General features: G+C 55.1%; 10 protein-coding genes. 7 read left to right on the forward strand and 3 right to left on the reverse strand.

The features are described 5' to 3' along the window. Positions 1-26: 26 nt before the first annotated feature. The 3 genes from FDP13_RS18705 to FDP13_RS18715 all read right to left on the reverse strand — a co-directional run bounded on the left by FDP13_RS18705 (position 27) and on the right by FDP13_RS18715 (position 4,915). Positions 27-3,092, reverse strand: a complete 3,066-nt coding sequence (locus FDP13_RS18705; RefSeq protein ID WP_143840115.1) for an efflux RND transporter permease subunit — start codon at positions 3,090-3,092, stop codon at positions 27-29. After that, positions 3,089-4,204: an efflux RND transporter periplasmic adaptor subunit gene (locus tag FDP13_RS18710; RefSeq protein ID WP_012770986.1), complete on the reverse strand. Its 1,116-nt coding sequence runs from the start codon at positions 4,202-4,204 to the stop codon at positions 3,089-3,091. The genes FDP13_RS18705 and FDP13_RS18710 overlap by 4 nt, the downstream gene beginning before the upstream one ends. Positions 4,205-4,297: 93 nt before the next feature. After that, on the reverse strand, positions 4,298-4,915 hold the full coding sequence (locus FDP13_RS18715) for a TetR/AcrR family transcriptional regulator (protein WP_033577673.1): 618 nt from the start codon (positions 4,913-4,915) through the stop codon (positions 4,298-4,300). A gap of 125 nt (positions 4,916-5,040) precedes the next feature. Here FDP13_RS18715 and FDP13_RS18720 point away from each other — a divergent pair, with 125 nt between their 5' ends. The 7 genes from FDP13_RS18720 to gspG all read left to right on the forward strand — a co-directional run bounded on the left by FDP13_RS18720 (position 5,041) and on the right by gspG (position 14,278). Then, the gene (locus tag FDP13_RS18720; RefSeq protein WP_143840116.1) at positions 5,041-6,519 is read left to right on the forward strand and encodes an efflux transporter outer membrane subunit; all 1,479 of its coding nucleotides are present in this window, start codon (positions 5,041-5,043) and stop codon (positions 6,517-6,519) included. Positions 6,520-6,551: 32 nt separating this feature from the next. Further along, positions 6,552-7,961 carry an MATE family efflux transporter gene (locus tag FDP13_RS18725; RefSeq protein ID WP_143840117.1) on the forward strand — a complete coding sequence of 470 codons (1,410 nt, stop codon included), beginning with the start codon at positions 6,552-6,554 and terminating at the stop codon, positions 7,959-7,961. 595 nt (positions 7,962-8,556) lie between these two features. After that, on the forward strand, positions 8,557-9,063 hold the full coding sequence (locus FDP13_RS18730) for a type II secretion system protein N (RefSeq protein WP_143840118.1): 507 nt from the start codon (positions 8,557-8,559) through the stop codon (positions 9,061-9,063). Positions 9,064-9,078: 15 nt separating this feature from the next. Then, positions 9,079-11,169, forward strand: a complete 2,091-nt coding sequence (gene gspD, locus FDP13_RS18735) for a type II secretion system secretin GspD (RefSeq protein WP_143840119.1) — start codon at positions 9,079-9,081, stop codon at positions 11,167-11,169. Continuing rightward, the gene (locus FDP13_RS18740; protein ID WP_012770980.1) at positions 11,169-12,644 is read left to right on the forward strand and encodes a GspE/PulE family protein; all 1,476 of its coding nucleotides are present in this window, start codon (positions 11,169-11,171) and stop codon (positions 12,642-12,644) included. The genes gspD and FDP13_RS18740 overlap by 1 nt, the downstream gene beginning before the upstream one ends. Beyond that, positions 12,634-13,842, forward strand: a complete 1,209-nt coding sequence (locus FDP13_RS18745) for a type II secretion system F family protein (RefSeq protein ID WP_234424437.1) — start codon at positions 12,634-12,636, stop codon at positions 13,840-13,842. Before FDP13_RS18740 ends, FDP13_RS18745 begins: the two co-directional genes overlap by 11 nt. Before the next feature lie 19 nt (positions 13,843-13,861). Beyond that, entirely contained in the window at positions 13,862-14,278 is a 417-nt protein-coding gene (gene gspG, locus FDP13_RS18750; RefSeq protein WP_012770978.1) for a type II secretion system major pseudopilin GspG, read from the forward strand. Positions 14,279-14,309: the final 31 nt, after the last annotated feature.

The following is a 14,309-nucleotide window of genomic DNA, read 5'->3' on the forward strand; positions in this document are numbered from 1 at the left end:
CAGATAATTAATGGTCAGTGGACAGATCATGCATGACGGACCGCCCTGATCTTGAACCAGATGGAATACATGGCCGGCAGGAACACCAGCGTCAGGATTGTCCCGGCCAATGTGCCGCCGATCAGGGTGTAGGCCAGCGTTCCCCAGAACACCGAATGGGTGAGCGGGATGAACGCCAGAATGGCCGCCAGCGCCGTCAGCAGTACCGGTCGGGCTCGCTGTACGGTGGCTTCGACGACGGCACGGAACGGGTCCAGGCCCTCTTGTTCGTTGTGGTGGATCTGCCCAATCAGTATCAGCGTGTTGCGCATCAGGATCCCTGACAACGCAATCAGGCCAACCAGCGCGTTGATGCCGAACGGTTGCTGGAACAGCAGCAGAGTAGGCACCACGCCGATCAAACCCAGCGGACTGGTCAGGAACACCATCACCATCGCCGCAATCGAGCGCACCTGCAAAATGATGATGAGCAGCGTGAGGGCGATCATGATCGGGAAAAGCGGCAGCATGGCTTTGGTCGCCTTGGCGGATTCCTCGATCGAGCCGGCCTGTTCGATCCGGTAGCCTGCCGGCAGATGCGCAATAATCGGTTGCAACTGCGTCAGGATGGCGGTGGAAACATCCGGCGGTTGCAGCCCTTCGCCGATGTCGCCGCGAACCGTGATGGTCGGCGTGCGGTCACGGCGTCGTAGGATCGGGTCTTCCATGCGCACATCGACCGACCCCACCTGAGACAACGGAATGCGCTGCCCGGCGGAACCGACTAACGTAAAGTCGGCGATCCTGGCGGGATCAAGACGGATATCACCCGCCGCGCGGCCGACGACCTGCACCGAACGAATATCCTCACGCACCTCTGTAATCGGTACTCCGCTCAGCAGGAATTGCAGTTGCAGGGACACCGAATTGGTGGTCAGCCCTACCGCCTGGAGACGGTCCTGGTTGAGCGTGAAGTGCAAGGTTGGAACACGCGGTCCCCAATCCGTATTGACGGTACGCATCATCGGGCTGGCGCGCATCACTGTCCCGACTTCATCGGCGATGGCGCGCAACTTGTCCGGGTCCGGACCCATGACGCGGTAGGCGACGGGGAACGGCGACGGCGGGCCAAACACGATTTGAGTGACACGTACCTGCGCTTCCGGCGCTAAGCCGCCGGCTATCGCCTCGCGCAACCTGAACTTGAGGGCTTCGCGCTCTTTGTCGTTACCGGCCAGCACCACGATTTTGGCGAACGACGGATCGGGCAATTCAGGCGACATTGCCAGGAAGAAACGCGGCGCACCCTGGCCGATGTAGGACGTCACGATCCGCGCTTCTTGCTGCTTCGACAGCCAGGCTTCGACTTTCGCGGTGGCGGCGCTGGTTTGTTCAATCGAGGTGCCGTACGGCATCTGTACTTCAACCAGCACTTCTGGTCGGTCGGACGTCGGGAAGAACTGCTGCTTGACTGCTCCCATGCCAAGCACCGATACCACGAACAACGTGATGACCGCGCCGGCGACGATCCACTTGCGGGCAATAACGAGCCCCAGCACCTGCCGGAAGCGGTTATAGTTACGGGTGTTGTAGATGGCGTCGTGTCCGCCCTCGACTTTCTTGATATCCGGCAGCATTTTCACCCCCAGATAAGGGGTAAACGCCACCGCCACCACCCAGGACGCGATCAGCGCGATGCCGACTATCCAGAACATATTGCTGGTGTATTCACCGGCGGTGGAGCGGGCGAACCCGTTCGGCATAAAGCCGATGGCGGTGACCAGCGTACCGGAAAGCATCGGGGCCGCCGTGTGGCTCCAGGCATAGGCCGATGCTTTGATGCGGCTGTAACCTTCTTCCATTTTCACCACCATCATTTCGATGGCGATGATGGCGTCATCCACCAGCAAGCCCAGCGCCAGAATCAGCGAGCCCAGTGTGATGCGGTCGAAATTCTTGCCGCTGGCGGCCATGATGACGAACACCGCCGCCAGCGTCAGCGGAACCGCCGCGGCGACCACAATACCGACGCGCCAGCCCATGCTGAGAAAACACACCGCCATCACGACCAGCAAAGCGACGAAGAATTTGACCATGAACTCGTCGACCGCCGAACTGATGTTGACGGCCTGGTCAGTCACTTTGCTCAAGGTCATGCCCAGGGGAAGCCCTGCGTTGATATTGGTGACTTCCGCTTCAAGCGCCTGGCCGAGCTTAAGCCCGTTCCAGTCGTCACGCATCACGACGCCCAGCAACAGCGCCGGCTCGCCGTTGCTGCGGACCATGAAGGTCGAAGGGTCTTCATAACCGCGCTCGACGGTGGCCACATCCGCTAATTTCAGCGTCCGTCCCTGCGCCACGATAGGGGTCTGGCGGATTTTCTCCAGGTTATCGAACGCGCCGTCGACGCGCACAAACACCTGCGGCCCTTTGGTCTCGATGGAGCCGGCCGGGGTCATTACGTTCTGGTTATTGAGCGCAGCGAAGATATCCTGCGGCGTGATGCCGAGCGTAGCCAGGCGGTCGTGGGAGAACGAAACGAAAATGCGTTCGGGCTGCTCGCCAATAATATTGACCTTCTTCACCCCGGGAACGTGCAGCAGTTGCTGGCGTAATGTTTCCGCATCCCGCACCAGCAGCCGCTGCGGTTCGCCTTTGGCTTTGAGCGCAAACAGCGCGAACGTCACGTCGGCATATTCGTCGTTGATGAGGGGGCCGACGACGCCGGCAGGCAATTTTTTGGCTTCATCCCCCATCTTTTTACGGGCCTGATAAAACTCCTCCTGAATCTCCGAAGGCGGCGCACTGTCAAGAAAAGAAAGCATGGTGATAGCCAGACCGGGACGGGTGAAGGTTTCCGTGCGGTCGTACCAGCGCAGCTCCTGCAAGCGTTTTTCCAGCGGTTCAGCAACCTGATCCTGCATTTCCTGCGCCGTGGCTCCCGGCCAGGCGGTGATGATCGTCATCTGCTTGATGGTAAACGGCGGATCTTCCGCACGCCCGAGCTGAAAAAACGCGACGATACCGGCGACGGAGATCAGGAAGATCAGAAACAACGTAATAGCGCGTTCGCGTACCGCGAGCGCCGACAGATTGAAACGACTTTCACTCACGGGCGACCTCCCGCAGCAGCAGTGGTGGCGGCAACGTCAGCGACCCGCACCGCTTCGCCTTCGCGCAGCAGGTGCGCGCCGAGCGCGACGATCTGCTCGCCTTGCTGTATCTGGCCGGTGACGTGTGCGGTGTCGTCGCTCATATGCTGAATGGCGACCGAGCGCCAGGTTACCGTCGCCGGTTCGCCGTGAATCACCCACACGCCCGGCCCTTTGCCGGCGTCGAGCAAGGCGGCCAGCGGCACTCGCAGGCTTCCTTGCGTAGCGGATTGCGGGTCGGAGATGCGGATCATCACCGTGGTTCCCAGCGGCGCATTGGCCAGCTCGCCTTGCAGTACATAGCGCGCTTCGAATGTGCGCGTCAGCTTGTCCGCCGTGTTGGAGAGTTGTCGCAGGGTGGCCGGGCTGCCGGTGCCTGCCTGACCAAAGCGTGTTGCCAGCCCGGTCGAACCGAGCGCGGGGCGCAGCGTTTCCGGCAACTGGATAATCGCTTCACGCTGCCCGGCCTGAGCCAAACGTACGACGGTTTGCCCGGCGCTGACCACCTGGCCCGGTTCGGCCAGCGTGTCCATGACGATGCCGTCACCATCGGCGACTAATACCGCATAACGGCTGGCATTGCGGGCCACGTCGGCCTGGGCTTGCGCTGCACTGAGCTGGGCTTTGGCTGCGTCTGCCGCGGCTTTCACCTGGTCGTAAGCGGATGACGATATCGCGCCGGTTCCGCGCAGGCCGCGGTAGCGGGCTTCATCTTCTGCGGTTTGTAACGCCCGCGCACGAGCGGCGACTACGGCTTCCTGCTGCGCGCGGGCGGTGAGTTCCAGATCGATGGGGTCAAGGCGCATCAACGGCTGACCACGTTTGACGGCTTGCCCGGTATCGACCAGCCGTTCCAGTACTTTGCCGGAGACCCGGAACCCTAAATCACTCTCTATTCTGGCGGCGACTGTTCCGGTGAACGTCCGTGACTCAACCTCTGAGCCCTGTATCGTTGCGGATCGTACCAGTGGCGCCTGCGTTCGCGGGTCGGAGGATGTTTTTTCGCCGCAGGCGGCCAGGGCAAACGGCAATGCGCAGATGACTGCAAATGAAAGGAGGCGGCGACGAGCCATATGTAGAGTCCCCTTGACGGATTAATCAGGAGACCCATCTTCATTCAAGTGACTAATTTAGTCAATAGTCACTATTTCATGTCCGCTGCTGAACTAGGGCGATAAGCTACGCAGTATCAGGCTGGACAGCTGTGCCGGCGCCTTCTCGGCATAATCGAAACTGTGCTGCAATATCAGTGGGTTGAGATAAGGACGCATGACGAGATAAATCGCCGCCGCCGTTTCATCAAGCGGCGTTTTTCGTTCAAAATCCCCGCTCTGTCGGCCTTCCAGCAAAATATCATGCAGCAGTGTCTGGATGCGTTCTTCATAGGCGATCGCCGACTGCCAGCGCTCGCTGGCGGAGGAAGCGGCAATTTCATACAGCTTTCTGTCATGGAAGAACAAACGCAGGCTGGCTTCGACGGCGGATTTAAACATTTGTCGCAATTTTTCCGGCGGCTGATCGGCTTCCTCAATGGCGGCACGAATTTCTGCTTCGATCTCTCGCAGGCAGTTGGCACAAATCATCTCACCGATGACCTGCTTGGATGAAAAGAACTTGTAAATGTAGGCCTTGGAAAAACCGATGGCTTTGGCGAGGTCGGAAACCGTAGTTTTTTCATAGCCATAAAGTCTGAAGTGCTCAGTCGCGGCGCTTACTATCTGATCCCGTACATCATGATCAGCCGGGCCCCGGTTCGACACGGGATAAGGATTTTCTTTACTCATAGTTTGCAATTTGCCCCTGACGTAATACACAGGGGGAGAAGTTTACCCCCTGACCTTCTCGTTGACAACGAGTGACCAATTTGTAATATGGTCACAAATCGGTGCAATGTCTATGGTGGAAAAATATGTTACCCAAGTCTCCCGTTATCGTCCTTACCGTGGCTGGTTTGTTAGCCGGTTGTGCGGTCGGCCCTGATTACACCCGGCCTGCCGTGTCCATGCAGGAAAAATACCTGGGTCAGGAGGCTGTAAATCAACGACATGCCGCCGCCCGTGCCGAGCTTCTGACGTGGTGGGAGGGGTTCGGCGATCCGCAATTAACCCGATTTATCACGCAGGCGTTGCAGCAGAATCTCTCTCTTGCGCAGGCTTCCGCACGCGTGGTGCAGGCCCGCGCCGGTCTTGGCGCGGCGAATGCCGCACTGCTGCCTTCCGGCAACATTTCCGGCCAGGCGGGCCGTGCCTACCAGTCTGTCGAAACCCCGTTGGGGCGAGTATTGAACTCGACACCGGGTTTCGACCGTTACGGTAATTCTTACGAGGCCAACCTCGGCGCCAGTTGGGAGCTGGATGTGTTCGGCGGCCTGCGCCGCGGGCGGGAAGCGGCTCTGGCCGAGTATCAGGCATCTGAAGCGGGAGTGGCGGCAACCCGTCTGGCGGTCGCCGCACAAACCGCCGACATCTACATCACGATTCGTGGATTACAGGCCCGTCTGAACGTCGCCCGTCGGCAAGTGCAAACGCAGCAGGATTTGCTCGCCACCATCAACCGCTTGTATGACAAAGGGTTGGCGGCGGAGCTTCAGGTAAAACAGGCCGAAGGCGCGTTGGCGCAGGTGCAGGCATCGGTGCCGGTTTTACAAACCGCGCTGGATACGGCGATGAACGCGCTGGATGTGATGCTGGGGGCGGCACCGGGCACGAACCGGGCAGTACTGGCTGAGACCAGCGCCATTCCCGCCGCGCCGCAAATTGCCGCGACCGGCACGCCGGGCGAGCTGCTTCGACGCCGGCCGGACCTGATCGTGGCTGAGCGTCGCTTGGCCGCATCCAACGCGCGTATTGGCGTCGCCGTTGCCGAGTATTATCCCAAATTTTCCCTGAGTGGGCTGCTTGGCAGCGCGACGACGGTATCCAGCGGCAACCTGTTTAGCAACGGCGCCAGCCAGGCGTCCGGGGTAATCGGCTTGCGCTGGCGGCTGTTCGATTTCGGCCGCATCAATGCACAGATCAACCAGGCCAAGGGCCAGGAAGCTGAGATGCTGGCCGCTTATCGGCTGTCGGTATTGCAGGCGACTGAAGATGTGGAAAACGCCTTCTCGGCGCTGGTTAACAATGAAGAGCAGGCCCGCGTGCTGACGCAAGGGGTTGATTCACTCAGTCGAGCGCGGGATGCCGCGTTTGCGGCTTATCAGCACGGCACCCTTAGCCTGATCGAGGTGCTGCAAGCCGACGAAAGTCTGCTGCGGGCTTCTGATGCACGACTTCAGGCGCAAGCCGAATCCGCCCGTGCGGCGGTTGCGGCGTTCAAAGCGCTCGGCGGCGGCTGGCAACCCGGTGAAACGGCGGCGGCTCCCAGTCAGCACAGCAATAGCGGCGTTTAAATTTTATTCATAACACTGAGTGTTGGGCCTGCATGATGACTAAATTATTACCGAACGCAAATCGAAGCCATGAGCCGACCGCCAAACAGTTGACCACGGATATTCTGATCGGCCCCATCCTGCCGGTTATGCTGCGTCTGGCGTTGCCGACGGTTGCGGTGCTGGTGGTTCAGGCGCTGGTGGGGGTAGTGGAAACCTACTTTGTCAGCTCGCTTGGCGCCGATGTATTAGCCGGGGTGGCGGTGGTATTTCCCGTCTTGATGCTGATGCAAATGATGGCGAACGGCGGTATCGGCGGGGGATTATCATCGGCGATATCGCGGGCATCCGGCGCAGGTCGATGGCAGGATGCGCAGGCGCTGGTATGGCATGGCGTTATTATTGCTGGTGTGCTGGGAGCCGCCTTTGCCGCCATTATCCTCATCGGCGGTGAGGCGCTGTATCACGTCATGGGGGTTAAAGGGCCGTCGCTTTCTGCCGCGTTGGCCTATTCCAATCTTGTGTTTGCCGGGTCGCCGCTGGTCTGGCTGGTGGCGTTGTTGTCTGCCGCTCTGCGCGGTGCGGGCGACACGAAAACCCCTGCGCGTATCACCTTGTTGGGGGGCGCCATCCTGCTGCCGCTGTCTCCTGCGCTGATAATGGGATGGGGGCCGATACCGCCGTTTGGCGTCGCCGGCGCGGGGATAGCGATACTTTTCTACTATCTCTTTGCCACGCTGTTACTGGTCAGGCATATGCGTTCAGCCAACAGTGTCATCAAGCTGTCAATCGCACCGCTGAGTCCCCACTTGTTCAAAGATGTGCTTGGCGTGGGTTTCCTGTCGGCCATCGGTACTGTGCAGATCAATTTGACCGTTACCGTAGTGACTGCCGTTGTCGGGCTGTTCGGGCCTGATGCCATCGCCGGGTATGGCATCGCTTCACGGCTGGATTATCTGCAAATTCCGCTGCTGTTTGGGCTGGGGACGGCGATCATGACGATGGTCGGCGTCAATATCGGCGCGGGGAAAAAGCAGCGCGCCCAACGTATTGCCTGGGTTGGCGCCGCCGTCGCGTTTACGTTTACGGAATTAATCGGGCTTGTCGTGGCGGTTTATCCGCACCTTTGGCTTTCGCTGTTTAGCGACGATCACGCCATTCTGGCGGCAGGGACCCGCTACCTGCAAAACGTAGCGCCGTTTTACGGCGCCATCGGCATCGCTATGGCGCTCTATTTTGCCGGTCAGGGAGCGAAACGCGTGCTCTGGCCCGTACTCGCCGGGACTGTACGTATGGTGATCGCGGCGGGTGCAGGGTGGCTGGCCGTCACACAGTTCGAAGCCGACCTGGCATCGCTTTTCAACATCGTCGCGTTAAGTGCGTTTGCTTATGGCTTTATCACCGTCGTGGCCAGTTTAGCCATTGGACGGAAAATTCGTGCGGCTGTGCCGACCATAACATGAGTTGTGGTCACCATCAGGAAAGGCGGCGCTACAGTTGGATCAGGCCGCCACTCTTCGCGGGCGGCAACCCAGGATCGCCTACCGTGGTGGGCACAGGCCGCTGTAATGGTGATTTGTAACGGTGCCGATTAAATCTGAAAAAAAAGTGTCGTTTTTATTAAGACGAATCTTATGTAAATCAAGGTCATCAACTGTAAGTTTATTTCAAGAAGAAGGTGGTGGGGTATTTAATAAATGATTTTTGGGATTAAGTATCCTAAGGGCGGTAGCGTTTTTAGTGAGTGAAATATTGCTAATTTTAACAAAAAATAAGACGGTGTAACTCTATGTGTTTTTAGTTAAATTATGTTTATACCCGTCATACTTCGAGCTGCAGGTGTGTTGGCTGCGTTCGTTCACCCGAATCACTTACCTGAGTAAGCTCATCGGGATTCTCTCTCTTGCCGCCTTCCTGCAACTCGAATTATTTTGGGTATATATTTAATGCGGCAGATGAATTTTATAAATAAATATTAAAAAATGAAATGAAAAGTTGTGAAAATAAAGACACGTTTAATAATAGCACTGGTCTGTTGATTAATAAACAGTATGCACTATGAAACGCATTAATGTTACGGTTAAAAAAGTAATCAGTGGCATCTCATGGCTGAGTTTACTGGCGTTTTCCACGTGGTTAATCGTGCCGCAAGATGACGGAGATATGCCGGGACGTCTATTTTATATCAGTCACTATTTTTATACGGCACAACAAAAACAGGTGGTGACGAAAAAACCTCTGTTTGGAGAACCGCATGTCGTCAGATCAGAAAGTGACGATTCATTTAGTATAGACAATACGTTTAGAATATATGACCACCCTTTGTCAGAATACATTATACAGCATGTGCCGGAGTCTGAATCACCGGTTAAACTCACCGGTATCGTTTATTCGGTTGACTCTAATGCTGCAAGAATAACAGTTGCAAACGATAATAAACAGCAGACTTACCGTGCAGGAGATGTATTGCCACCCGGTAATGAAAAGATCCTACTGATTTTGCCGGATGAAGTTATCATCGACAGTAATGGATATTACCGATCGTTACATTTTAAAAATGAGTAAGATCAGGGTCTAAGAATGAATAACATTTTTAGGGCAAACGTACTGTTTTTAATTTTTATGATATCGCAACGTGTTTATGCTGAAAAGGCGATGACGACTGATGATGTTCATTCTTTAGCTGCCACAACGGCTGCGAACTCATCAAATAAATACTCCGCCTCATTTCGTGAAGTGGAAATAAAGGAGTTTGTTGCGACTGCGGCGCAAGTTTTAAAGAAAAATATTATTATTGATCCGTCAGTGACCGGGCAGATTTCTGTACGTAGTTATGATGATTTGGATGAAAATCAATATTTTGTTTTCTTCCTTAACGTAATGGAAACCTATGGCTACAGCGTGGTTCAAATTGATAACCACACTCTGAATATTGTCCCTTTGGCGCAATCCTTACGGGCAGCCTGGACTGAAGGCAACACCGGGCGAGAAAAAAATATTGTGGTGCGTTTGGCAAAAATGGATGCGTTGCCTGGCTCGGAACTAGAGCCTATTTTAAGTCGCATATCGGAAGACGTTGCGGTGAAACTGAAATATTACTCACCAGGGAACTTGTTTATCTTCACCGGGCGCGAGGATGTGGTTAAACGACTGGTGGACATTGTGAATCAGGTTGACAATGCCAGAAAAGATAACAGTCCGGCGGTATTTAACGTGAGCCGGGCGAAAGCGTCGGATATTGCTAAATCTTTGCAGAGTGCCTTCAAAAACCTCAGCCCGGAAGATAAAGATGCGCCGTTAATTTACGGCAACGACGCAACCAGGACCATTGTGGTCAAAGGCAGCACGCACGTGAAGACGGAGATCGGACGGTTAATTTCAGCTATGGACGTGCCCGATCAGCAATCCCGAGTGTTTTTTTTAAAGTATGCCGATGCGGCGCAGATGGCGAAACTGTTCACCAATAACCAGTCAGGAAGTTCTGAGCCGGGCTTGTTGCCGATGGCGGGCGATAGCGGCATGTCGATGGACGCGCAACTGGCGCAGCAGCCACCAGGCGGCATGAGCTCTGGGCAGCCCGTCAACCCGGACGGTCAGGCAGCCGGCAACGGCACCGCACCTGTATCCGGCGCCGGTTTTTCGAACGACCTCGGCAGCCTGTTCGGCGGTGGTGATGCGCTGGTGAGGCAAATTCGCGTCCATGCCGATCGCGATAACAATGCACTGATCGTCAGCGCGCCGCCCGACGCCATGCGTCAGGCGGCGTCAATTATACGGCAGCTTGACGTTCGGCATGAGCAGGTGCTGGTTGAAGCGATTGTGGTGGAAGTACAGCAAGCCGAAGGCTTGAATCTCGGTATCGCCTGGGGAAATAGAAATTATGGCGGCAGCAACTTCAATAGCGTTAACGTCGGGAATGGGTTCAATCAGCCCAATCCGTTAGTCAATGCGTTAAAAGGGACAGAAGGGCTGGTTGCCGGTTTTTATCATGGCAACTGGGGAACATTGTTTAACGCGCTCGAAAGTAATAAGCGTAATAATATTCTCGCAACGCCCAGCGTCGTTACCCTCGACAATCACCGCGCAGAATTTAACGTCGGCCAGGACGTACCTATTTTAACCGGCTCGCAAACCACCAATAACGATAATATTTTTAATACGGTCCAGCGGCGCACAATTGGCATTAAGTTCAGTATCCTGCCCCGCATCAATCAGAGTGGAACCATCCTCTTAAATATTTCGCAGGAAATTTCCAGCTTGTCCGACACCGCGCAGGTAAATAGTAATCTTGGCTCGGTGTTTAATATTCGTACGGTAAATAACGTAGTACAGGTTCAGGATGACGAAACCGTCGTGATTGGCGGGTTATTGGATGACGAAAAAAAAGAGACCACTAACAAGGTTCCTCTGCTGGGTGATATTCCCTGGCTGGGCAACTTATTCAGGTATACCTCGCAGAATAATGACAAACGTAATCTGATGCTGTTTATCCGCCCGCGAATTATTCGTGGCAACGGGGTTGAGGCCGCGCAGGCAAGGCGAGGCGCGTCTTCCTCTGTGGCTGATGAGGCGGTGCGGAATTTCTCCGAGTCGCAGGCGACCGAGGGCCCGAATGCCGGAGTGAACGCCATTCTGAACGGCATTCAGAAATTCACGGCGAGTTTGCGCTGATGCATCCAAAGGTCTCTAGCCTGGCGTGGGCGAAAAGCCAGGGCATTTTAATTGAGAGGCAAGATGACGCCTGGCGGATTTATTACCGTAGCGATGCCCACCCGCAGGCGATTATGAGTGCGTTGCGCTATTGCCCGCCGGGCGCGTTACTCAGCGCCATAGACGATGACGCCTTCGCGGAGCGCATCGCCAGCACGTTTCAAAATAGCGATCAGCGGGCAAGTGAGGTTATGGCCGGGCTGAGCGAAGATCTGGATATGTACCAGTTAGCCGAGGCGCTGCCGGTGTACGAAGAGATTCTTAATAACGAAGATAATCCGCCTATCGTTAAGCTGATTAACGCGATTCTTGCGCAGGCGCTGAAGGAGCACGCCTCCGATGTCCATATTGAAACGTTTGAGCAGCGGGTCGCCATCCGTTTTCGCCTTGATGGCGTACTGCACAAAAAGCTTGAGCCGGAACGGCGCCTCTCTTCGTTGCTGGTTTCGCGGCTAAAGATTATGTCCCGCCTGGATATTGCAGAAAAACGCAAACCGCAGGATGGGCGCATGAGTTTACGCATATTGGGCCGGGCCGTAGATGTCAGGGTGTCGGTATTACCCTCCAGTTATGGCGAAAGGATTGTGCTGCGCTTGCTGGATAAAAACGCCGTTAAACTGGATTTACGTCAGCTCGGCATACCTGATGCGGTGAGAAAAAAGGTGGTGTCGTTAGTGAGCCGGCCGAATGGCATCATTCTGGTCACGGGGCCGACCGGGTCGGGTAAAAGCTCAACGCTGTATGCGATGATCAACGAACTGGATCAAGAAAAGCTGAACATCATGACCATCGAAGATCCGGTCGAATATGACATCGCCAATATCTCGCAGACTCAGGTTAACGGCAAAATTGGTATGACGTTCGCGAAAGGGTTGCGGGCTATTTTGCGTCAAGACCCTGACGTGATTTTAATCGGCGAAATTCGCGATCAGGAAACGGCGCAGATAGCGGTACAGGCATCGATGACCGGCCATCTGGTGTTGTCTACGCTACATACCAACACCGCCATCAGCGCACTTACCCGCTTGCAGGATATGGGCGTAGAGCCTTTTATGCTGGCCAGTGCGCTGAATGCCGTCATGGCGCAACGACTGGTGAGGTGCTTGTGCGTTCACTGCCGTCAGCCCGTAGCCATCACGGAGGCGGAATGCCAAATGCTCAGCGTGCCCTGGCGGGAGGGCATGACGGGATATCGGGCACAAGGCTGCCCGGCCTGTTTTAATACCGGCTATCTCGGGCGTACGCTGATTCAGACGCTGGTGGTGATTAATGAACCGATGCGTGTCGGGATCTATCAGCAAAAAAATGAGAGTGAGTTGGCGGCGCTGGCTGGAAATGCGGCTTCACTCAGCCTGGATGGGGTCAATAAAGTCCTGGCTGGTTTAACCTCGCTTGATGAGGTCATCCGGGTTACAGGTGAGCTTGATGATGCGTAATTTTCGCTATATTGCGGTCAATAAAGAAGGGGAGGTGGTGACCGGCCGCCGCCGCGCCTTTTCGCAAGAGTCGCTGCGGGAGCAGTTATTCGCCCGGCAGCTAATTATGGTCAGTTGCCGCATCAGCCTGCTGCAACAGTGGCTGCTTTTCCTGAACCGCTATGAAAGATTATCTACCCTCGATCTGGCGTTATTAACTCGTCAGCTTGCTTCTCTGCTTGACGCGGGCATTCCGCTGGAGGAAGCGTTAACCACGCTGGCTGGTCAGGCGGATAAGCCGGCTGTGGGGGTGGTGCTCAACGCAGTGCGGGAACAACTGATAGCCGGCGTGAGTTTCGCGCAGGCGCTGCAAACCCTGCCGCACAGCTTTAATCGCTTATACTGCGCGATGGTTGCTGCCGGGGAAGCGACGGGCGGCCTGGCGCTGGTGCTAATCAGGCTGGCGGATTATCTCGATCAGCGACAGAAAACCAAGAATGCGTTAATTCAGGCGCTGCTCTATCCCGCGCTGCTTGCCGTAATGAGCGTCATTGTGGTGTCGGTTTTACTCTCCTCGGTGGTGCCGCAGGTTGTCATGCAACTTCAGCAAATGCATACCCCGCTGCCGCTGACCACGCGAACGCTGTTAGCCATCAGCGATTTGTTGAATCAATATGGCTGGGTGTTGCTGGTCGCGCTGGCGGCGCTGGTTATCGGCCTGCACCAGATTACACGCATACCCGCACGTAAACTCTGGCTGGATCGTCACCTGCTCAGGCTACACGTCATCGGCCCGTTATTAAGGGATATAAGCAGCGCACGCTATATCCGCACCATGGAGATCTTAATCGCCAGCGCAATTCCGCTGCTGGAGTCGATGAGCGTAGCCGAAAATGTACTAAACAACAGTTTTGCGCGCTTTCAGCTTGCCGTAGCCAGCCAAAAGGTAAACGAAGGTAAGTCGCTCACCGAATCGCTCAGTAATAACGACATATTTTCCGGGATGGTAAAACATATGATTGCCTCCGGTGAGCAAAGCGGCAGGCTGGAACAGATGCTGAAGTATATCGCCGATATACAGGAGGAGAGCCTTAAGCGGCGAATGAGTTTGGTATTACTGCTAAGTGAAAATGGTTTGTTAATTATCATCTCCAGCCTGATTTTATTTATTGTTATGTCAATACTCCAGCCTATTATGCAACTCAGTAATACAATCTAACTCCAGAGAGTAAATAGTTATGTCATATCGGCGCATTAAAAGCGTCCAGCAAGGTTTTACCTTGATGGAGATTATGGTTGTTATTGTCATTATTGGATTAATGACCACCCTGATCATTCCCAATATCATGGGGAGTAAACAGCGAGCCAATATTCAAAAAGCCAAAGCGGATATCAGCGCCATTGAAAACGCACTAGAGATGTATCACCTCGACCATAATCGCTTCCCGGAAGAACTGGAGGGATTGTCTGCGCTGACGGCAGAAAAAAACCGCGCAAGCCTGAGCGGCGGTTATGTATCCGAACTTCCCAAAGACCCTTGGGGACATGCCTACTATTATGCTAACCCAGGTCAGCATAAGGATGTCGATATTTACTCTTCAGGACCGGATGAAAAAGCCGGCACCGCAGATGATATTGGCAACTGGACGAAATAGCCGCTGTTTTGAAATAAAAAAGCGAGAGGTG

Origin of the sequence: Dickeya sp. ws52 (genome assembly GCF_007210685.1) — a bacterium.
In the GTDB taxonomy this organism is placed as follows: Bacteria; Pseudomonadota; Gammaproteobacteria; order Enterobacterales; family Enterobacteriaceae; genus Dickeya; species Dickeya chrysanthemi.

Bases quoted from the DNA above. Each gene is read 5' to 3' on its own strand.
- FDP13_RS18725 (WP_143840117.1), top strand. From the start codon at position 6,552: ATGATGACTAAATTATTACCGAACGCAAATCGAAGCCATGAGCCGACC.
- FDP13_RS18740 (WP_012770980.1), top strand. From the start codon at position 11,169: ATGCATCCAAAGGTCTCTAGCCTGGCGTGGGCGAAAAGCCAGGGCATT.
- gspD (WP_143840119.1), top strand. From the start codon at position 9,079: ATGAATAACATTTTTAGGGCAAACGTACTGTTTTTAATTTTTATGATA.
- FDP13_RS18730 (WP_143840118.1), top strand. From the start codon at position 8,557: ATGAAACGCATTAATGTTACGGTTAAAAAAGTAATCAGTGGCATCTCA.
- FDP13_RS18745 (WP_234424437.1), top strand. From the start codon at position 12,634: ATGATGCGTAATTTTCGCTATATTGCGGTCAATAAAGAAGGGGAGGTG.
- FDP13_RS18715 (WP_033577673.1), bottom strand. From the start codon at position 4,915: ATGAGTAAAGAAAATCCTTATCCCGTGTCGAACCGGGGCCCGGCTGAT.
- FDP13_RS18710 (WP_012770986.1), bottom strand. From the start codon at position 4,204: ATGGCTCGTCGCCGCCTCCTTTCATTTGCAGTCATCTGCGCATTGCCG.
- gspG (WP_012770978.1), top strand. From the start codon at position 13,862: ATGTCATATCGGCGCATTAAAAGCGTCCAGCAAGGTTTTACCTTGATG.
- FDP13_RS18720 (WP_143840116.1), top strand. From the start codon at position 5,041: ATGTTACCCAAGTCTCCCGTTATCGTCCTTACCGTGGCTGGTTTGTTA.